The organism is Pseudomonas sp. KCJK9111, assembly GCF_046231935.1.
GTDB classification, from domain to species: domain Bacteria; phylum Pseudomonadota; class Gammaproteobacteria; order Pseudomonadales; family Pseudomonadaceae; genus Aquipseudomonas; species Aquipseudomonas parafulva_B.
In genome coordinates this window covers 37,221-54,999 of record NZ_JBJJMO010000008.1, presented here as the reverse complement: position 1 = coordinate 54,999, position 17,779 = coordinate 37,221, and the positions used below count along the sequence as shown (strand labels likewise).

General features: G+C 61.9%; 21 protein-coding genes. 11 read left to right on the top strand and 10 right to left on the bottom strand.

The annotated features are described in order from the left end of the window. Positions 1–109: 109 nt before the first annotated feature. Together ACK59L_RS05535 and prlC are read right to left on the bottom strand one after the other, a co-directional pair. A complete protein-coding gene (locus ACK59L_RS05535; protein ID WP_409272323.1) occupies positions 110–391 on the bottom strand; it encodes a YheV family putative zinc ribbon protein in 282 nt (93 codons plus the stop codon). Continuing rightward, a complete protein-coding gene (gene prlC, locus ACK59L_RS05530) occupies positions 388–2,475 on the bottom strand; it encodes an oligopeptidase A (protein ID WP_409272321.1) in 2,088 nt (695 codons plus the stop codon). The genes ACK59L_RS05535 and prlC overlap by 4 nt, the downstream gene beginning before the upstream one ends. Before the next feature lie 66 nt (positions 2,476–2,541). Between prlC and ACK59L_RS05525 the strand changes: the two genes are divergently transcribed. Together ACK59L_RS05525 and ACK59L_RS05520 are read left to right on the top strand one after the other, a co-directional pair. After that, positions 2,542–3,090 (top strand): gamma carbonic anhydrase family protein, encoded by a 549-nt coding sequence (locus ACK59L_RS05525; RefSeq protein ID WP_058603651.1) that lies wholly within the window; start codon positions 2,542–2,544, stop codon positions 3,088–3,090. A gap of 116 nt (positions 3,091–3,206) precedes the next feature. Further along, entirely contained in the window at positions 3,207–3,863 is a 657-nt protein-coding gene (locus ACK59L_RS05520) for an HAD family hydrolase (RefSeq protein WP_058603711.1), read from the top strand. A gap of 26 nt (positions 3,864–3,889) precedes the next feature. On the opposite strand, the gene ACK59L_RS05515 is transcribed toward ACK59L_RS05520, so the two are convergent. Then, positions 3,890–4,963: an aminopeptidase gene (locus ACK59L_RS05515; protein WP_409272319.1), complete on the bottom strand. Its 1,074-nt coding sequence runs from the start codon at positions 4,961–4,963 to the stop codon at positions 3,890–3,892. Positions 4,964–5,047: 84 nt separating this feature from the next. On the opposite strand from ACK59L_RS05515, the gene ACK59L_RS05510 reads away from it, so the two are divergent. Together ACK59L_RS05510 and ACK59L_RS05505 are read left to right on the top strand one after the other, a co-directional pair. Further along, positions 5,048–5,461, top strand: a complete 414-nt coding sequence (locus ACK59L_RS05510; protein ID WP_058638745.1) for a hypothetical protein — start codon at positions 5,048–5,050, stop codon at positions 5,459–5,461. 56 nt (positions 5,462–5,517) lie between these two features. Continuing rightward, positions 5,518–5,931 carry a hypothetical protein gene (locus ACK59L_RS05505; protein WP_023532343.1) on the top strand — a complete coding sequence of 138 codons (414 nt, stop codon included), beginning with the start codon at positions 5,518–5,520 and terminating at the stop codon, positions 5,929–5,931. Between the two features lie 30 nt (positions 5,932–5,961). Here the strand turns inward: ACK59L_RS05505 and ACK59L_RS05500 are convergent, their stop codons facing one another. Further along, positions 5,962–6,195, bottom strand: a complete 234-nt coding sequence (locus ACK59L_RS05500; protein WP_058603649.1) for a DUF1161 domain-containing protein — start codon at positions 6,193–6,195, stop codon at positions 5,962–5,964. A gap of 71 nt (positions 6,196–6,266) precedes the next feature. Then, entirely contained in the window at positions 6,267–6,692 is a 426-nt protein-coding gene (locus ACK59L_RS05495; RefSeq protein ID WP_144963768.1) for an OsmC family protein, read from the bottom strand. Between the two features lie 151 nt (positions 6,693–6,843). On the opposite strand from ACK59L_RS05495, the gene ACK59L_RS05490 reads away from it, so the two are divergent. Next, complete coding sequence (locus ACK59L_RS05490) at positions 6,844–7,848, top strand: LLM class flavin-dependent oxidoreductase (RefSeq protein WP_409272315.1); 1,005 nt, start codon at positions 6,844–6,846, stop codon at positions 7,846–7,848. A gap of 121 nt (positions 7,849–7,969) precedes the next feature. Here the strand turns inward: ACK59L_RS05490 and ACK59L_RS05485 are convergent, their stop codons facing one another. Together ACK59L_RS05485 and ACK59L_RS05480 are read right to left on the bottom strand one after the other, a co-directional pair. Next, entirely contained in the window at positions 7,970–8,191 is a 222-nt protein-coding gene (locus ACK59L_RS05485; protein WP_196136763.1) for a DUF1161 domain-containing protein, read from the bottom strand. Between the two features lie 101 nt (positions 8,192–8,292). Beyond that, complete coding sequence (locus ACK59L_RS05480; RefSeq protein WP_196136764.1) at positions 8,293–8,508, bottom strand: dodecin; 216 nt, start codon at positions 8,506–8,508, stop codon at positions 8,293–8,295. A 150-nt stretch (positions 8,509–8,658) separates the two neighbouring features. On the opposite strand from ACK59L_RS05480, the gene ACK59L_RS05475 reads away from it, so the two are divergent. Next, positions 8,659–8,982: a YqjD family protein gene (locus ACK59L_RS05475; protein ID WP_023532474.1), complete on the top strand. Its 324-nt coding sequence runs from the start codon at positions 8,659–8,661 to the stop codon at positions 8,980–8,982. Here the strand turns inward: ACK59L_RS05475 and ACK59L_RS05470 are convergent. Next, positions 8,979–9,875, bottom strand: coding sequence for a LysR family transcriptional regulator (locus tag ACK59L_RS05470; protein ID WP_409272312.1), 897 nt, complete (start codon positions 9,873–9,875; stop codon positions 8,979–8,981). The genes ACK59L_RS05475 and ACK59L_RS05470 overlap by 4 nt on opposite strands. A 108-nt stretch (positions 9,876–9,983) precedes the next feature. Between ACK59L_RS05470 and trpB the strand changes: the two genes are divergently transcribed. Both trpB and trpA read left to right on the top strand, forming a co-directional pair. After that, on the top strand, positions 9,984–11,201 hold the full coding sequence (gene trpB, locus ACK59L_RS05465) for a tryptophan synthase subunit beta (RefSeq protein ID WP_023532832.1): 1,218 nt from the start codon (positions 9,984–9,986) through the stop codon (positions 11,199–11,201). After that, positions 11,198–12,007: a tryptophan synthase subunit alpha gene (gene trpA, locus ACK59L_RS05460; protein WP_058638748.1), complete on the top strand. Its 810-nt coding sequence runs from the start codon at positions 11,198–11,200 to the stop codon at positions 12,005–12,007. The genes trpB and trpA overlap by 4 nt, the downstream gene beginning before the upstream one ends. Before the next feature lie 251 nt (positions 12,008–12,258). Here the strand turns inward: trpA and ACK59L_RS05455 are convergent, their stop codons facing one another. Both ACK59L_RS05455 and ACK59L_RS05450 read right to left on the bottom strand, forming a co-directional pair. After that, the gene (locus ACK59L_RS05455) at positions 12,259–12,597 is read right to left on the bottom strand and encodes a DOPA 4,5-dioxygenase family protein (RefSeq protein WP_196136767.1); all 339 of its coding nucleotides are present in this window, start codon (positions 12,595–12,597) and stop codon (positions 12,259–12,261) included. A 55-nt stretch (positions 12,598–12,652) separates the two neighbouring features. Next, positions 12,653–13,552: a choline sulfate utilization transcriptional regulator gene (locus ACK59L_RS05450; protein ID WP_409272309.1), complete on the bottom strand. Its 900-nt coding sequence runs from the start codon at positions 13,550–13,552 to the stop codon at positions 12,653–12,655. Positions 13,553–13,660: 108 nt separating this feature from the next. Between ACK59L_RS05450 and betC the strand changes: the two genes are divergently transcribed. The 3 genes from betC to ACK59L_RS05435 all read left to right on the top strand — a co-directional run bounded on the left by betC (position 13,661) and on the right by ACK59L_RS05435 (position 17,779). Then, the gene (betC, locus tag ACK59L_RS05445; RefSeq protein ID WP_409272307.1) at positions 13,661–15,178 is read left to right on the top strand and encodes a choline-sulfatase; all 1,518 of its coding nucleotides are present in this window, start codon (positions 13,661–13,663) and stop codon (positions 15,176–15,178) included. A 14-nt stretch (positions 15,179–15,192) separates the two neighbouring features. After that, positions 15,193–16,122, top strand: a complete 930-nt coding sequence (gene choX / locus ACK59L_RS05440) for a choline ABC transporter substrate-binding protein (protein ID WP_409272305.1) — start codon at positions 15,193–15,195, stop codon at positions 16,120–16,122. Positions 16,123–16,213: 91 nt separating this feature from the next. Beyond that, entirely contained in the window at positions 16,214–17,779 is a 1,566-nt protein-coding gene (locus ACK59L_RS05435) for a SulP family inorganic anion transporter (protein ID WP_409272303.1), read from the top strand.

Below are 17,779 nucleotides of genomic sequence, written 5' to 3'. Positions count from 1 at the left end.
TTGCTCGATAATGGGAGCTGGCAAGCGTGGGCGACTGCGCGAGCGTGCAGGTCGCGATTAATTACCACCAGCCCCACCGCCCGGGCCTTGCGCCCGAGCGGTGCAGCGGTCAATCGGCTGGTTTCTTCAGCTTCGGATTGGGAAAGAACTGCACGGTCTGCACGTTCGCCGCCGCCGGCTTGGGTGCTGGCTGGGTGACCCGCGTGCCCAGCTCGCTGGGCACCGACAAGCCCTGCTCATTGAGCGTATCGGTAAAACCGCATGCCACGCACTCGCGGTGAGGTACACCGTCCTCGTTCCACATCATCAGCTTGTCGGTCTCACTGCATGCCGGGCATACCGCGCCAGCGATGAAGCGCTTCTTGGTCTTTTTCACGGCGTCCTCGCTCATGCTGCCGCTTCTTCGGCCAGGCCACTGTGGCGCAACAAGGCGTCAATGGACGGCTCACGGCCGCGGAAGTCGACGAACAACACCATTGGCGCACGCGAGCCGCCGCGAGCCAGCACCGCTTCGCGGAACGCCCGACCTGTTTCGGCATTGAACACGCCTTCTTCCTCGAACCGCGAAAAGGCATCGGCCGACAACACTTCAGCCCATTTGTAGCTGTAGTAGCCTGCGGCGTAACCGCCCGCAAAGATGTGCGCAAAGCTGTTCGGGAAGCGGTTATAGGCCGGTGGGCGCATGACCGACACTTCATCGCGCACGCCTTCGAGCACTTGCAGCACAGTACGGCCGTCACCGTGGCTGGCGTGAAGTTCGAAGTCGAACAGCGAGAACTCGAGCTGACGCACCATCATCATGCCCGACTGGAAGTTCTTCGCCGCCAGCATCTTGTCCAGCAGGTCCTGCGGCAGCGCCTCGCCGGTTTCGTAATGGCCGGAAATCAAGGCAAGGCCTTCAGGCTCCCAGCACCAGTTCTCCATGAACTGGCTGGGCAGCTCTACCGCATCCCATGCCACGCCGTTGATACCAGACACCCCGGCGTGATCGATGCGGGTCAACAGGTGGTGCAAGCCGTGGCCGAACTCATGGAACAGCGTCGTGACCTCGTCATGGGTCAGCAGGGCAGGTTTGCCCGGCGCGGCAGGGGTGAAGTTGCACACCAGGTTGGCCACCGGGCTTTGCAGTTGGCCTTGCGCCGTTACGCGACGGTCACGCGCCCCGTCCATCCAGGCACCACCACGCTTATTGGCGCGGGCATAGAGGTCGAAGAAGAAGCGCCCTACATGCTGGCCGTTCTCCTTGATCTCGAACAGGCGTACATCCGGGTGCCAGGCGTCGAACTGCTTGAGCTCGTTGATCTCGATGCCATACAGGCGCTGCACGATGCTGAACAGGCCACCCAGTACCTTGTCGATGGGGAAGTAGGCGCGCAGTGCTTCCTGGGACACGCTGTAGCGCTGCTCTCGCAGCTTCTCACCAAAGTACCCGGCATCCCAACTGGCCAGCTCCGGACAACCTTGCTCGGCAGCATAGGCCTTGAGCTGAGCCAGGTCGCGGGCGGCGAAGGGCTTGGAGCGCTTGGCCAGATCGCGCAGGAAGCTCAACACCTGGTCGGTGGACTCGGCCATCTTGGTCGCCAGGCTCAGCTCGGCGTAGTTCTCGTAGCCCAGCAATTGGGCAAGCTCCTGGCGCAGATCGAGAATCTGCTGCATCACCGGACCGTTGTCGAACTGCCCCGCGTTCGGGCCCTGGTCCGAAGCGCGGGTGCAGTAGGCTGCATACAGCTCTTCGCGCAGCGCGCGGTCGCTGGCGTAGGTCATCACCGCATAGTAGCTGGGGAATTCGAGGGTGATCAGCCAGCCATCGAGGCCCTTGGCGGCGGCAGCGGCGGCCATCTGGGCCTTGGCCGAGTCCGGCAGGCCATCGAGCGCGGTTTCGTCGGTGACGTGCTTGCTCCACGCCTGGGTGGCATCCAACAGCTGGTTGGAGAACCGGCTGCCCAGCTCGCTGAGCTTGCTCTGCACCTCGGCGTAGCGCTGCTGCTTTGCGGCAGGCAGGTCGATGCCCGACAGGCGGAAGTCACGCAACGCATGTTCAAGGATGGTCTTTTGCGCCACATCGAACGTGGCTGCCTCGGGGCTTGCAGCCAGTGCCTGGTAGGCATCGAACAACGCACGGTTCTGCCCAAGCTCCGTAGAGTAGGCGCTCAGCGCTGGCAGGCAGGCCTCGTAGGCTTCACGCAGCTCTGGGCTGTTGCACACCGCATTGAGGTGGCTCACCGGGCTCCAGGCGGCCCCGAGGCGGTCGTTCAGTTCGTCCATGGCCAGCACCAGGCCTGCCCATGTAGGCGCTGCGCCTTGTTCTTCAAGAATCCTGGCAATGGCTTTACGGTTGTCGGCCAGGATCGCTTCGATCGCCGGCAGCACGTGCTCTGCACGAATTTGCGAGAAGGGCGGCAGATCGTGGGATTGCAGAAGCGGGTTGTTCGCAGTCACGGTTTGGATACCTTGGCAGAAGAAACACAGCCCCATCTTAATTACAATCGACGCCGACCGCAGCAGGCAGCCAGCCTATCGGCACACATGAGGAACACTATCATGGCCATTCGAAGCTTCCAGCAACACCGTCCCAAGCTCGGAGCGCGGGCCTTCGTCGACCGCTCGGCGGTGGTACTGGGCGATGTCGAGATCGGCGAAGACAGTTCGGTCTGGCCATTGGTGGTAGTGCGTGGCGACATGCACCGCATCCGTATCGGCGCGCGCACCAGTGTGCAGGACGCCAGCGTGCTGCACATCACCCACGCCAGCCCGTTCAACCCGGATGGCTTTGCGCTGATCATCGGTGACGAAGTCACCATCGGGCACAAGGTCATGCTGCACGGCTGCACACTGGGCAACCGCATCCTGGTCGGCATGGGCAGTACCGTCATGGACGGCGCCATCGTCGAGGACGAGGTGATCATTGGCGCCGCAAGCCTGGTGCCACCGGGCAAGCGCCTGGTCAGCGGCTACCTGTACATGGGCAGCCCGGTCAGGCAGGTCCGGTTGTTGAACGACCAGGAGCGTGCCTTCTTCGCCTACAGCGCCGGCAACTACGTGAAGCTCAAGGACCAGCACCTGGCCGAGGGCTTCGATCAGCCGGACTGATCGTTTTTCCACAGCCCGCCGGCCGCGCAGCTGCCGGTATCGGGCTCTGACTCAGCCATGCGGGCATCGGCTCGCCCGCCAGCATGCGGCGCAGCAACCAAGCGGACATCTTCCCTATGCACCAGCAAAACATCCTGTTCGACCTCGACGGCACCCTGACCGACCCCCGCCTGGGTATCACCCGTTCCATCCAGTACGCCTTGGCGAAGCTGGGTATCGACGAGCCAGACCTCTCTCGCCTTGAACACTTCATCGGCCCGCCGTTGTTGCAGGCGTTCATGCAGTTCTACGGTTTCGACGAAGCCAAAGCCTGGGAGGCCGTCAACTTTTACCGTGAGCGCTTTCGCGTCACGGGCCTGTACGAAAACCTCGTGTTCGACGGGGTACCGCAGCTGCTCGAAACCCTCAATGGCCAAGGCCGCACGCTCTACATAGCGACTTCAAAGCCGTGGGAATTCGCGCGCGAAATTGCCCGCCACTTCGCCTTCGACCAGCATTTCAAAGTGATCTACGGCAGTGAGCTGGACGGTACGCGAACCAACAAGGTCGAGCTGATTCGCCACCTGCTGGACGAAGAAGGGCTAGACCCGGCCCACACGCTCATGATCGGCGATCGCAAGCATGACCTGATCGGTGCCCGCAGTAACGGCGTGCAGGCCGTGGCAGTTGGGTATGGATTCGGAAGCCGTGAGGAACTGATGGCAGAAGCGCCGGCGTTTCATTTCGCGTCCCTGGCCGAGATGCACGAGGCGTTCAGCATGCGATCGCGCTGAAGGGACGGGCAACCGGCTAGCGCGGGCTAGCCACTGGGCATCAACCCTTGCAAGGCTGCAGTGCGCGCCCCGATGGGCAATGACGCCAGTTGCCCGACGCGCTCATAGAATCGCTCCCAGTCACCTTCGGCCTGGCGAAATAAAGCCGAAAAAGCCGGCACCCACTGATCGTACAGCCCGAATGGCAGCAATTTCGCATTGTTCATCGGCCCATATACCCAGGCGTCGTAACGCGTATCGCCTCTCCATGGGCCATCGCGCAGCGAACGGTAATCGCGCCGCAGCCGCTCGAACTCGGCCCGCTTGGCCAAGCGCTTGGTTTCGTCATCGGTGGGCGCCGCATAAATGGCCTGTAGCCGTGCCCGCGTGGCCAGTACCAGGCGGATGAACTGCTTGCGCTGGGGGCCATGGTTTTCGCCGGTGGCCCCCAGCCCACGGCTCAGCCGCCATTGCCGCGTGCCTTGCTGCTCGACGAACGACGCGAACGACTCGTTGAAGGCCGAATCGTCCTGCACGTAGACACGCTGATGAGCCAGCTCATGAAAGATCAGCGTGGCCAGACGCTCTTCACCCCAACCCATCATCGATGACAGGATCGGGTCATCGAACCAGCCCAGGGTCGAATAGGTTTCTACCCCGCCCACATAGACGTCAAGGCGCTGCTGGCGCATCAACGCCGCTGCACCCCGTGCTGCGCCCTGGCGGTAGTAGCCACGGTAGGCCACACACCCTGCAATAGGAAAACAGTGGGTGACCGGCTGTAGCGACAACTCGGGGGTGGCGAATACATTCCATACAACGTACGGGCGGCCCAAATCGGCGTACGTCGTGTAGCTTCGGTTGTCGGGTAATTTCAGTTGTCGGGTGGCGAATGTCCGCGCCTGCTGGGCGTACGCCAGCCGAGCGCGCAACGGCTCGGATGTGGCAGGGTCGGCCATCACCTTCGTCAGGGGCCGACGCGCCTGCAGCAGCTCCCACTGGCCGACTGCCAGCTGGCCATAGTAGCCTGCGCTGCTGCAACCGTTGAGCAGCGCGACGAGCAGTAGCGGAACAAACCGGGTGAAAACACGGTCGAGTGCCCCAGGGTCTGAGCGTTGCACAAGCACTGTTCCAAGCATCGTTTACCGTCTGATTCGCTCAACCCCATTCGCCTAAAGATTATCTCGCCGAAGGGGAGTTTCGCCATGCGCGCATTGTGGGTCGCCGGTTCATTGCTGCTGACAACGGCCTGTTCGACATTGCCTGACCCGGACCCCTCTCAAGCGTGGGTCGACCTTGAACCAGGCGAGCAAACCTCCCTGGACGCGGTAAAAGTCGATGCAAGGGACTGGGACGACAACCGTTATTTCCAAATACCGCCTGGCAACCATGAGCTGACCGTGCGCTATCAATTCCCGGTGGCGCCCAGCAACATCGGCCCCGTTGACGCCCCGCTATGGCGTGATTGCCAGGTCAAGGTGGCCTTCAAGGGCTTCGATGCTGGCGAGCGTTACCAGTTGCAGGCTGGCAGCATCGGCTTCCGTCCCTGGATCAAGCTCTATGATCAGCAACAGAACCTGGTCAGCCAGGGTGAACCGGCAGGCTGCCAGCGCACGTGAAGCATCCAAAACAGCGCTATGCTTGTCAGGTATTCACTGCAAGTGGAAAACCTGCCATGCGCCAGCCCATGATGCTGATCGCCCTCAGTGCACTGGGAGCTTGTGCTAGCCCCTTACCGCCCAAGGACCCTAAACAGGCCTGGGTAGACCTTTACACCATGACACCCGGCAGGGTCATCATGGCCGACCGCCTCGATGGCAAACGGCTGGACGACGGCCGTTATTTTCAGGTGACGCCCGGCAAGCACGAACTGATCGTACGTTTCGACTATGAGATCTACGCGGGCGGGTTCTCTACCGACCCCAGGGACCGTACATGCTACCTGACGGTGCGTTACGATCACTTCGAGGCGGGCGAGCGTTATAGGCTTGAGGCAAGGGCGCCGGTGATGGAACCGCAGGTGCTGCTGTATGACTCAGCCAGGACCGTGGTCGTCAACGAACCTAGCAGGGTCTTCTGCATACCCTAGGCCCCCTCCGGGTCCCAGCGGTTGCCAGGCTTACTGATCATTCTTCTGATAAATGATCTTGCGGGCGCCGCCATCGCAGCTGCCGACCACCATGTTGGGGTCCTGCACTTCGCTGTTGGGCACGATTTCCAGGGTATAGGACGGCACACCCTGGGCCTGGATCTTGGCCTCGATTTCTGCCTTCAACTCCTCGCATGGCTTGATTGCTGCCAGTGCCGAAGTTGTCACCAGGGAGACCAGTAAAGCGGTAGCGATGCGAATCATGGGCGGCTCCAGTAAAGGCAGCGAGGCTGCCGGGTTTTCAGATTACCGCAAACCGCCCACGGCTGGAGCGATCAGCTCACCAGCTTGGCATCCAGGGTGATGTTGGCGTTGAGCACCTTGGACACGGGGCAGCCCTGCTTGGCCTTGTTGGCGATTTCCAGGAACTGTTCTTCGCTCGCCCCTGGAACTTTGGCGCGCAGCACCAGGTGCACTGCAGTGATGGCAAAACCATCGTCCTGCTTGTCCAAGGTGACTTCAGCCGCAGTGTCGATACGCTCGGGCGTCAGCTTGGCTTCGCCCAGCATCATCGACAGCGCCATCGAGAAGCACCCAGCGTGGGCAGCGCCGATCAGTTCTTCCGGGTTGGTGCCCGGCGTGTCTTCGAAACGGGTGTTGAACCCATAAGGGTTGTTCTTGAGCGCGCCGCTTTCCGTGGAGATCTGGCCCTTGCCGTCCTTCAGACCACCTTCCCAGATTGCCGATGCTGTCTTCTTCATGATGCCTCCCGGTCATTGGTTAAGTACCTATCGATTCAGAGGCTGGTAGCCTGATGAGAGTTCAGCTCAATCCGACAAGGGACATTGAATCCAACGATTGCGCCCATACAGAGTCAAAAGGCCTCAGGCCAACCATCATTGCGGAGGCTTCATGACGCAGTTGCGAAATCTGAAAATATCCACCCTTGACTTGGTGCCAGTGCGCGCCGACCAAGGGCCCGCGCAATCGCTGCGCAATTCACTGGACCTGGCGCAGCACGTCGAGCGCTTCGGTTACAACCGCTTCTGGGTAGCCGAGCACCACAACATGGACGGCATCGCCAGCTCGGCCACTTCGGTGCTGATCGGCTACCTCGCGGGGGGTACATCGCGTATCAGGGTAGGTTCGGGGGGCGTCATGCTGCCCAACCACGCGCCCCTCGTCGTGGCCGAGCAATTTGGCACTCTGGCCAGCCTGTACCCCGGCCGTATCGACTTGGGCCTGGGCCGCGCACCAGGGTCCGACCAGATGACCGCCCATGCACTGCGCCGCGACCGAGCCGGCAGTGCGGACGATTTCCCGGATGACGTCGAAGAGTTGTCGCGCTACCTGGGCCCACGCACCGATGACCAGAAAGTGATTGCCGTGCCGGGACACGACACCGAAGTGCCTATCTGGCTGCTGGGCTCCAGCCTGTTCAGCGCCCAGCTGGCCGGCATGCGTGGTATGCCCTATGCCTTCGCATCGCATTTTGCGCCGCGTTACATGCACGAGGCGATTCGGGTCTATCGCAATCACTTCAAGCCATCTACTACGCTGGGCAAGCCTTACGTCATGCTCGGCATCCCCATGGTAGTGGCCGAGACCGACGAGCAGGCCGAGTACTTGGCCACGTCGGTTTATCAACGCATCCTGGCCTTGATTCGCGGTCAGAGCCTGATGCAGAAGCCCCCGGTAGAAACCATGAACGGCTTGTGGTTGCCCCATGAGCGCGATGCAGTGGGTAGCTTCATGGGGCTGGCGATGATCGGGAGCCCAGACAAGGTCCGCGCCAAGGTTGACGTGCTGCTGGAGCAGACAGGGGCCGATGAACTGATCTTTACCTGCGATCTGTACGAGCACGCTGACCGGATACGCTCCTACGAGTTGCTGGCTCAGGCACTGCAGCAAGCCTAGCCATTGCCCAGCACGGGCCCTATAGCCAACCAGGCTGACCCGTCCCCCTGGCGGGGAGTCGGGAGCCTAGCAAATGGCCGCATGCACGAGACCCGCGACAACCCGCGGGTCCCGATGAGCCTCAGTCGCGGCGGTAAACAATTTCCTTGGTACCGGCTTCACAACTGCCCACCACCTTGCCAGCGGGATCGCCCTTGTCCACGACCGTCAGCGTGTAGTTTTGCACGCCCTTGGCATCGAGCTTGGCAGCAATTTCCGCTTTCAGCTCTTCGCACGGCTTGCCGGCAGCCAGTGCGCCGCCTGCCAGGGTCATCAGGCCCAACGCCAGAACCACTTTGTTCATCACTTGCTTTCCTTGTGCAGATGAAATCGCAAAAGGCGCCCATCAGGCGCCTCGTCTAAGTCTTACCCCATCGCGCCAGGAACATCCAGCCCGGAACTGTATCAGCTGTTGGTGATGCGGAAGCCGACCTTCAGGGTTACCTGGAAGTGCTCGACTTTGCTGTCGCGAATGTGACCGCGGGTGCTGACGACTTCGAACCACTCCATCATCTGCACGCTTTTGGAGGCTTCGGCCAGGGCATTCTGAATGGCATCCTCGATACCGGTGGTGGAAGAACCTACCAGTTCGAGCATTTTGTACGTGTGGTGATCGGACATGTGTTGACTCCTTGGATGGCGATAACGTTGAGCCTAGCAGCGCAGTGCTGGTTTACCTGCGAGCAGGCGCAGCGGCAGAAAGTTCGATCGCACTTTCGCTTCGCTTGATAGTCGCAATCTCTAGAGCCCATAACGCGAAGGAGAGTCAACATGCCCCGCAACTCGCTGCGTAAAACATCACTGGAAAGCATGGAAGCCGAGATCGAGAGCCTCCTGAAAAGCCTGGAAAGCCTCAAGAACGACGCGTCCGAGGAATCCCAGAAGTCCCTCAAGGCTATCCGCAGCAATGCCGAGACGGCCCTGAAGCACTCGCGCAGCCTACTGAGCGACGCCTACGAAGAAGTCAAAGACCGCACGGTCAAGACCAGCATCGCTACCCGTGACTACGCCCAGGAACACCCCTACACCACCGCTGGCGTGGCCGTAGGCGCACTGGGCCTGCTGGCTGCCTACCTGCTGTGCAAGCGCAACTAAGCGCTCTGCCCGGCCAACTCGGCGCGTAACCACTGCGCCAGCTGCTCGGCGCGCCCATCTGCGGCGCGCCGTGGCACCCACAGTGCCAACGCTGCAGGCGTCGCGCTGAAGCCCCATGGCGCAATCAGGCGCCCTGCACGCAAGTCATCGGCCACCAATGGCTCAGGCGCGATGGCCACTCCTAACCCTGCGACTGCCGCTTCCAACAAGTAATACAGATGCTCGAACGACTGCCCATATGTCAGCGCCTGGGCATCGAGGCCGTTGGCCAACGCCCATGTCGGCCAGGCCTGCGGGCGCGACGTGGTGTGCAGCAAGGATTCTTCCAATAGCTGGCTGACCGCCGTCTTGCGCAGGCGCCCAGTGCCCACGAAGTGCGGGCTGACGACTGGCCCGATACGTTCCTGCGCCAGTACGTGAACCTGCATGTCCGCTGGCCACGGCGGTTCGGCGTACACCAGCAACGCATCCAGCCCGGGGCGACGCGGGTCAAGGTCGCCCTCACCGGCAGAAAGATGCAGGCGAAGCTCAGGCAAGTCGGCATTCAAGCGCCCCAGACGCGGGATGAACCAACGCGCCAGCAAGCTCCCGGAACAGCCAAGCACAAAAGGTGCGTGCTCCACTTCGCGCGCCAATTCCCGGCATACCCCGCGCAGCCGATCAAAGACCTCACCACTGACGTCACGCAACCTGGCGCCAGCATCTGTGAGTTTCACACCTCGCCCATCCTTGGCGAACAGGGCAACGCCAAGGTGCGCTTCCAGCGCTTTGATTTGCCGGCTGACTGCGCCATGGGTCACGTGCAGCGCTTCAGCTGCCTGGCTGACGCTGTTGAGCCGGGCAGTCGCCTCGAAGGCGCGCAAGGCATTGAGGGGCGGGAGATCACTGGCCATTACGTGTGAGTTTTCCTGACAAGTCAGCGCAATCTTATCGGTTTTCATCGGAGCAGGTCATGGTTACAGTAAAGCCCATCACTCATTCGTTATGCCTTGGAGCGTCTCATGACCCAGTCCCAATATCGCCCCGGCCCCGATGCCAATGGCCTGTTCGGCTCGTTCGGCGGCCGCTACGTGGCCGAAACCCTGATGCCACTGGTACTGGACCTGGCCCGTGAATACGAAGCGGCCAAGGCAGACCCTGCATTTCTTGAAGAACTGGCTTACTTCCAACGCGACTACATTGGCCGTCCCAACCCGTTGTATTTCGCCGAGCGCCTGACCGAGCACTGCGGTGGCGCCAAGATCTACTTCAAGCGCGAGGAGCTCAACCACACCGGCGCGCACAAGGTGAACAACTGCATCGGCCAGGTACTGCTGGCCAAGCGCATGGGCAAAAAGCGCCTGATCGCCGAAACCGGTGCCGGCATGCATGGCGTCGCTACTGCCACCGTGGCGGCGCGTTTCGGGTTGCCTTGCGTGATCTACATGGGCGCTACCGACATCGAGCGGCAGCAGGCCAACGTGTTCCGCATGAAACTGCTGGGCGCTGAAATCGTGCCGGTCACCGCTGGTACCGGCACCTTGAAAGATGCCATGAACGAGGCCCTGCGCGACTGGGTCACCAATGTCGACGACACGTTCTACCTGATCGGCACCGTAGCCGGCCCGCACCCCTACCCAGCCATGGTTCGGGACTTCCAGTCGATCATCGGCAAGGAAACCCGCGCCCAGATGCAGGAAAAGGAAGGCCGACTGCCGGACAGCCTGGTGGCCTGCGTGGGTGGCGGGTCCAATGCCATGGGCCTGTTCCACGAGTTTCTCGAAGAGCCGAGCGTTCAGATCATCGGTGTCGAGGCGGGCGGGCACGGCGTGCAGACCGACAAGCACGCTGCCAGCTTGAACGGCGGAGTGCCTGGGGTACTGCACGGCAACCGTACCTACTTGCTGCAGGACGCAGACGGCCAGATCACCGATGCCCATTCGATCTCAGCAGGCCTGGACTATCCGGGCATCGGCCCCGAGCACGCTTATCTACACGAAGTGAAGCGGGTCGAATACGTCAGCATCACCGATGACGAAGCCCTGGATGCCTTCCACGCCTCCTGCCGGCTCGAAGGCATCATTCCCGCGCTGGAAAGCGCCCATGCGCTGGCCGAAGCCATCAAGCGCGCCCCGTCCTTGCCCAAGGACCACCTGATGGTGATCTGCCTGTCGGGGCGTGGGGACAAGGATATGCACACCGTCATGAACCACATGGCCGCCCAGGAGAAACAGGCATGAGCCGTCTTGAACAACGTTTCGCCGAGCTGAAAACCGAAGGCCGCGCAGCACTGGTCACCTTCGTCACTGCAGGTGATCCAGGCTATGACGCCTCGCTCCAGATTCTCAAGGGCCTGCCGGCGGCAGGTGCCGACGTGATCGAACTGGGCATGCCGTTCACCGACCCCATGGCCGACGGCGTGGCCATCCAGCTGGCCACCCTGCGTGCACTCGAGGCTGGCCAGACCTTGGCCAAGACGCTGCAGATGGTTCGCGAATTCCGAGAGGATGACCAGACCACGCCGATCGTGCTGATGGGTTACTACAATCCGATTCACCGCTTTGGCGTGGAAGCGTTCGTGGCCCAGGCCAACGAAGCCGGTGTCGATGGCCTGATCATCGTCGACCTGCCGCCTGAGCATGACGACGAACTGGCCAGCCCGGCCCAGGCTGCGGGTATCGACTTCATCCGCCTGACCACCCCGACTACCGACGACGCGCGCCTGCCCCGCGTGCTGGAGCGCAGCTCCGGGTTCGTCTACTACGTGTCGGTGGCCGGTGTGACCGGCGCAGGCTCGGCGACGACAGAACATGTGACCGAAGCCATTGCGCGCTTGCGTCGCCATACGGATTTGCCGATCAGCGTCGGGTTTGGCATTCGCACCCCCGAGCAGGCGGCCAACATCGCCCGTCTCGCCGACGGTGTGGTGGTAGGCTCAGCCCTGGTCGACAAAATTGCCCACGCGCAGAACCCCGGTCAGGCGGTAGACGATGTGTTGAGCCTGTGCTCGGCCTTGGCAGAAGGGGTACGTGGCGCTCGGCGCTAAGGGGTGGTTGTCGCTCGGTTGCCCGAGGCTATCTTGAGCGGCAGCTCATGTTGCAACGCTGATATCCTAGGGCCGCTGCGCGGCCCATCGCGGCGCACTTGAGGGATGCGTATACCTGTAGGAGCGGCCTCGTGCCGCGATGGGCCGCATAGCGGCCCCAGCAATATGAGCTGCGAAGCTGAAATCCTGGGGCTGCTGCGCAGTCATCGCGGCCGCTCCGGCAAGAACGTTCCTAAGATTGGATCGCTCAATTAACGCCCTTCGCCAAAAACCGACAAGTCCAGAGGCCGCAAAGCCCCCATCCAGATCGCATGATCGCGGTGGTCTGCCAGCTCATCCCCGGTAAGCGGGTGCAAAAAAACCACCAGCCCCCTGCGGTGCAACGCCAGCCAGGGCAGCACCACGCCAATGAGCTCAGGCTCGAACGCCAACTGACAGCTCCAGTCCGGATGCGGCCCAACAGGCCTGGTGTGCATACGCCCCATGGTGACCGGAAACAGCGCGGCTGCCTCCTCGCACAAGGCTCGCGCCTGCTCCAAGGTCGAGGCGTCGTAGTACACGTGGGCGTGATAACCCTTGATTCTCTGCACAGCTACTCCCGATGTGCGTCGATTCTGACAACATGCCACAAGCGGGCCCAGCATCTCAGAGGCAACGCTCGTGCTCAAGCCAATCCACGAAGCGTGCGATCAACGCCCCGCGTCGCTTGCGCGGCGGCAGTACGGCGTAATACCCACGTGCCGACCGCAAGGTGCCCTCCAACGGCCGGCACAGCAACCCTTGGTCGACCAGCCCATCCACCAGATGCCGCCAGCCGATCGCCATGCCCTGGCCCGCGATGGCAGCCTGGATCAACAACGTGTAGTTGTCGAACCGCAGCTGCCCCGCAGGCGGCGCGCTGGTCACCCCGAGCCCGCGAAAGACATCTGCCCAGTCGAACCACCGGCTCGCCTGCTCACCCTTGAGATGCAGCAGCGGCAAACGCTGCAAAGCCGCGGCAGACAAGGGTTTGCCACGGATAAGGCGAGGGCTGCATACCGGGAAAACCTCCTCATCGAACAGCCAACGGCTCTCGCCTTGATGAAAACGCCCATCGCCGAACAGCACCGCCACATCGATATCCGGGCGCAACATGCCTTGGCTTCGCTCACCCGTCACCAGGCTCACATCGACCTGTGGATACGCTTCATGAAAGCGCTGCAGACGGGGCATCAACCAGAACGCAGCGAATGCAAAATCCGTCGCCACCTGCAGGACTTCACGCTGATGGCGCCCGCTTGCGCGGGCCACGCCATCGTCCATGGTTTGCAACCCCTGGCTGGCGTACTCGAACAACACTTGGCCCGCCTCGGTCAGCTCGATGCCCCGGTAGATGCGGTCGAACAGCCGCGCGCCCAGTTGCGCCTCCAGGCGTTTTACCTGCTGACTGATTGCCGGTTGCGTGGTGCCCAGCTCCAAGGCAGCTGCCGTAAAGCTGCGCAAGCGTGCGGCCGCCTCGAACACGCGTAAGGTATCCAACGACAATCGAGCAAGGTGTTCGAACATAAGCCTGGCTAATCCCACGCATTGCCCTAAAGGGGCTTTACCCACGTTATGCACCGCCGCATCGTGGTAGGCAAGCATTGCGCATAACCTTCAACGATGGGAGCTTGCATGAAACGCCCTAATATCCTGTTCATCATGGCCGATCAGATGGCAGCACCCTTGCTGCCCATCTACGCCGACTCACCCATACAGATGCCTCATCTCACTCGTCTGGCTGCACAGGCCGTGGTGTTCGATTCGGCTTACTGCAACAGCCCGCTGTGCGCCCCCTCGCGTTTCACCCTCGTCAGTGGTCAGCTCCCCAGCCGTATTGGGGCCTATGACAACGCGGCTGACTTCCCCGCCGATATCCCCACCTACGCCCACTATCTGCGCCGCCTGGGCTACCGCACGGCGCTGTCCGGCAAGATGCACTTCTGCGGGCCTGATCAACTGCACGGCTATGAGGAACGCCTGACCAGCGATATCTACCCGGCCGACTACGGCTGGGCCGTGAATTGGGATGAGCCTGACGTGCGACCAAGCTGGTACCACAACATGTCCTCGGTGCTGCAGGCCGGGCCTTGCGTGCGTACGAACCAGCTGGATTTTGACGAGGAAGTGGTGTTCAAGGCGCGTCAGTATTTGTATGACCACGTCCGTGAAAACGACGGCCGCCCGTTCTGTCTGACAGTGTCCATGACCCACCCTCACGACCCCTACACCATCCCCAAACGCTACTGGGATCGCTACGAAGGTGTGGATATCCCATTACCCAAGCACCCGGATAGCCAAGCCTCGCTCGATCCCCACTCCCAGCGATTGCTCAAGGTCTACGACCTTTGGGACAAACCGCTCCCTGTGGACAAAATCCGCGATGCCCGGCGGGCCTACTTCGGCGCTTGCAGCTACATCGACGACAATATCGGTCAATTGCTGCACACCCTTGAGGAATGCAACCTCGCCGACGACACCTTGATCGTGTTCTCGGGCGACCATGGCGACATGCTGGGTGAGCGCGGCCTCTGGTACAAAATGCATTGGTTCGAGATGTCAGCCCGTGTACCGCTCCTGATCCATTGCCCGCAACGCTTCGCGGCCGGCCGCGTCAGTGCGTCCGTCTCCACCTGCGACCTGCTGCCTACCCTGGTCGAGCTGGCAGGTGGGGCTGTGGATAAATCCCTTCACCTGGATGGCCGCTCACTGCTTGGCCACCTGCAAGGGCAGGGCGGTCACGACGAGGTCATTGGTGAATACATGGCCGAGGGTACCGTCGGCCCGCTCATGATGATCCGCCGCGGTTCCTACAAGTTCGTGTACAGCGAGGACGACCCCTGTCTACTCTATGACCTGAGCCGCGACCCGTACGAGCGGGAGAATCTGGCTAACAGCCCGGATCATCAGGCATTGCTGCAGGGGTTCGTCACCGAGGCGCGCCAGCGCTGGGACATACCCGGCCTGTGCCAGCAGGTGCTGGCCAGCCAGCGACGTCGCCGTCTGGTGGCCCAGGCACTGGCCATTGGCAAATTGAGCAGCTGGGATCACCAACCTTGGGTGGACGCCAGTCAGCAGTACATGCGCAACCACATCGATCTTGACGACCTCGAGCGCAAGGCACGTTATCCACAGCCCGCCCCACTGGATTGAAAAGAGAGCCCGCCATGCATACGTTCGCTGCTACCTTGTTCGCGCTAGCTGTCAGCCTTGGCACGCTTAGCGCCCAGGCCGCCGATGACAACGCGCAATGCTCAACCGTCAAGCTGGCCGACCCTGGGTGGAGTGACATCGCTACCACCAACGCAGTCGCCCGCCTGTTGCTTGAACCCCTGGGGTACCAGGTGAAGGTGGACAGCCTGGCGGTGCCGATCATCTATGGCGGGCTCAAGGATGGCCAAGTCGATGCTTTTCTAGGGAGCTGGATGCCTGCGCACCAAGGCTTCCATGACAAATTCGTCGCCAACGGGGATGTGCAGCAGCTCTCGCGCAACCTGCAAGGAACCGAATTCACCCTGGCGGTGCCGGACTATGTGTGGAAAGGCGGGGTACGTGATTTCGCGGACTTGAACAAGCACGCCGATCAGTTTGGCAGGAAGCTGTACGGCATTGGCTCAGGCGCGCCGGCCAACCTCTCGCTGCAAGAGATCATCAAGGGTGATGCCTTCGGCCTGGGCAAATGGAAACTGGTGGAGTCCAGCGAGCAGGCCATGCTGGCCCAGGTGGATCGAGCGCTCAAGAAACAGCAGTACATAGCCTTCCTCGGCTGGACGCCGCACCCCATGAACGTGAAGCTGAACATGCATTACTTGACCGGTGGCGAGAAGTGGTTCGGCAGCAAAGGCGACGTATTCACGCTGACACGTAAGGGTTATCCACAAGCCTGCCCGAACGCGGCAAAGTTGCTGAGCAACCTGAGCTTCACGCTGGAGATGGAAAACACCATCATGGCCGAGGTTGTGGATAAGAAGATCAGCTTCGACGAGGCGGCCAGGGCCTGGGTGAAAGCGCACCCCGAGGCACTGGATGGTTGGCTGAGCGGCGTGACCACCAAAGCGGATGCAGATGCCGTCGCGGCCGTGAAACAAACCTTGTAAACAGCGAGTGGAGAGCGGGTCTGTCTGCGGTTGATTCGTGAAACAGATCACCTCTCCAGAACAGACACATCCTGGGGATTTTGACCACCCTATGCATCGCCTCATACGCCTGCTGCCCTTTCTAGCCTGGCTGCCGCGCCAGACGCCCCGCAGCTTGCGTCAGGACCTGCTGGTGGGGTTGAGCGGCGCCATCCTGGCGCTGCCGCAATCCATCGCCTATGCCCTGATCGCCGGCCTGCCAGCGGAATATGGGCTGTATGCAGCCATCGTCCCGGTGCTGATCGCTTGTCTGTGGGGGTCCTCCTGGCATCTGATCTGCGGACCGACGGCGGCCATTTCCATCGTGCTGTACGCCAGTGTCAGCCCGTTGGCAGTAGCAGGAAGCGATGACTACATCACCCTTGTGCTGCTGCTGACCTTTCTGGGTGGTGTCTTCCAGTTGCTGCTGGGGCTTCTGCGTTTCGGGGCCTTGGTCAATTTCGTCTCGCATTCGGTAGTGATCGGCTTCACCCTTGGGGCTGCCGTGGTCATCGCGCTGGGGCAGCTGCCCAACCTGCTCGGGCTGGATTTGCCCAGCCAGGCCACCGCCTTGAAGACGGCTCAGGACTTGGCCAGCCATGCCGGCGAAACGGACGTGCCGTCCTTGATTCTGGGGGCGCTTACCGTGGCAATGGGCATGGCGCTGAAACTATGGCGCCCTCGCTGGCCCAGCCTGTTGATAAGTCTGTTGGCCGTCAGCCTGCTGGCGTGGCTGCTGCCCGGCGTGTTCGAGCACGTTCCGCGAGTACCGGCATTCGAGGGGCGCCTGCCACCCTTGAGTGCCGTGCCGCTGCTGGACATGGACCTGATACTGCGCCTGCTCCCCAGCGCCGTGGCCGTTGGCATGCTGGGGCTGGTGACCAGCTTGTCCATCGCCCGTTCGTTGTCTGCGCGCTCCGAGCAACTGATTGACGCCGACCAGGAGATACGTGCCCAAGGGCTCTCCAACATCGTCGGTGCGTGCTTTTCCGGCTATCTCTCATCGGGCTCGTTCACCCGATCGGGCCTGAACTATGACGCAGGCGCGCGCTCACCCATGGCCGGGGTGTTCTCGGCGCTGTGGGTAGCGGTGTTTGCCGTCGCCGGTGCCGGCCTGATCGCGCACCTGCCGATTCCGGCGATGGCTGGCAGCATTCTGTTGATTTGCTGGGGGCTGGTTGATCGCAAGGCCATCGGCGCATTGCTGCGTGTGAGCCGTGCCGAGTTCGTGGTCATGGCGCTGACGGCAGCGGCCACCTTGCTCCTGGAATTGCAGACGGCCATCTATGCCGGTGTGCTGGTTTCCCTGTTCTTCTACCTCAAGCGCACCTCGCGCCCGCGCATCCACCAGAGCCGCGAAGGCGATGCGGACATCTTGCGTGTAGGCGGCTCGATCTTCTTCGGTGCCGCGCATTACCTGCAAGTACGCCTGCAGCGCTGCCAGGGCCCGAAGGTGGTCATGGATGCGCGGCAGGTAAACTTCATCGACTATTCAGGGGTGGACATGCTGCACCGCGAGGCGAGGCGGCTGCAGCGAACGGGCGGCAGCCTGACCTTGCGCGGCGCCAGGCCACAGGTGATCGAAGAACTGCACAAGCTCGAAGGCCCGGCGCGTTGCCCAATCCGGTTCGAGGACTGA

What these genes read in the sequence shown, in the direction of transcription:
- ACK59L_RS05520 (WP_058603711.1), top strand. Translation starts at nt 3,207, where the DNA reads ATGCACCAGCAAAACATCCTGTTCGACCTCGACGGCACCCTGACCGAC.
- ACK59L_RS05480 (WP_196136764.1), bottom strand. Translation starts at nt 8,508, where the DNA reads ATGTCCGATCACCACACGTACAAAATGCTCGAACTGGTAGGTTCTTCC.
- trpA (WP_058638748.1), top strand. Translation starts at nt 11,198, where the DNA reads ATGAGCCGTCTTGAACAACGTTTCGCCGAGCTGAAAACCGAAGGCCGC.
- ACK59L_RS05495 (WP_144963768.1), bottom strand. Translation starts at nt 6,692, where the DNA reads ATGAAGAAGACAGCATCGGCAATCTGGGAAGGTGGTCTGAAGGACGGC.
- ACK59L_RS05435 (WP_409272303.1), top strand. Translation starts at nt 16,214, where the DNA reads ATGCATCGCCTCATACGCCTGCTGCCCTTTCTAGCCTGGCTGCCGCGC.
- ACK59L_RS05475 (WP_023532474.1), top strand. Translation starts at nt 8,659, where the DNA reads ATGCCCCGCAACTCGCTGCGTAAAACATCACTGGAAAGCATGGAAGCC.
- ACK59L_RS05490 (WP_409272315.1), top strand. Translation starts at nt 6,844, where the DNA reads ATGACGCAGTTGCGAAATCTGAAAATATCCACCCTTGACTTGGTGCCA.
- ACK59L_RS05525 (WP_058603651.1), top strand. Translation starts at nt 2,542, where the DNA reads ATGGCCATTCGAAGCTTCCAGCAACACCGTCCCAAGCTCGGAGCGCGG.
- ACK59L_RS05450 (WP_409272309.1), bottom strand. Translation starts at nt 13,552, where the DNA reads ATGTTCGAACACCTTGCTCGATTGTCGTTGGATACCTTACGCGTGTTC.
- ACK59L_RS05500 (WP_058603649.1), bottom strand. Translation starts at nt 6,195, where the DNA reads ATGATTCGCATCGCTACCGCTTTACTGGTCTCCCTGGTGACAACTTCG.
- ACK59L_RS05535 (WP_409272323.1), bottom strand. Translation starts at nt 391, where the DNA reads ATGAGCGAGGACGCCGTGAAAAAGACCAAGAAGCGCTTCATCGCTGGC.
- trpB (WP_023532832.1), top strand. Translation starts at nt 9,984, where the DNA reads ATGACCCAGTCCCAATATCGCCCCGGCCCCGATGCCAATGGCCTGTTC.
- ACK59L_RS05485 (WP_196136763.1), bottom strand. Translation starts at nt 8,191, where the DNA reads ATGAACAAAGTGGTTCTGGCGTTGGGCCTGATGACCCTGGCAGGCGGC.
- ACK59L_RS05505 (WP_023532343.1), top strand. Translation starts at nt 5,518, where the DNA reads ATGCGCCAGCCCATGATGCTGATCGCCCTCAGTGCACTGGGAGCTTGT.
- ACK59L_RS05470 (WP_409272312.1), bottom strand. Translation starts at nt 9,875, where the DNA reads ATGGCCAGTGATCTCCCGCCCCTCAATGCCTTGCGCGCCTTCGAGGCG.
- betC (WP_409272307.1), top strand. Translation starts at nt 13,661, where the DNA reads ATGAAACGCCCTAATATCCTGTTCATCATGGCCGATCAGATGGCAGCA.
- prlC (WP_409272321.1), bottom strand. Translation starts at nt 2,475, where the DNA reads ATGGGGCTGTGTTTCTTCTGCCAAGGTATCCAAACCGTGACTGCGAAC.
- ACK59L_RS05510 (WP_058638745.1), top strand. Translation starts at nt 5,048, where the DNA reads ATGCGCGCATTGTGGGTCGCCGGTTCATTGCTGCTGACAACGGCCTGT.
- choX (WP_409272305.1), top strand. Translation starts at nt 15,193, where the DNA reads ATGCATACGTTCGCTGCTACCTTGTTCGCGCTAGCTGTCAGCCTTGGC.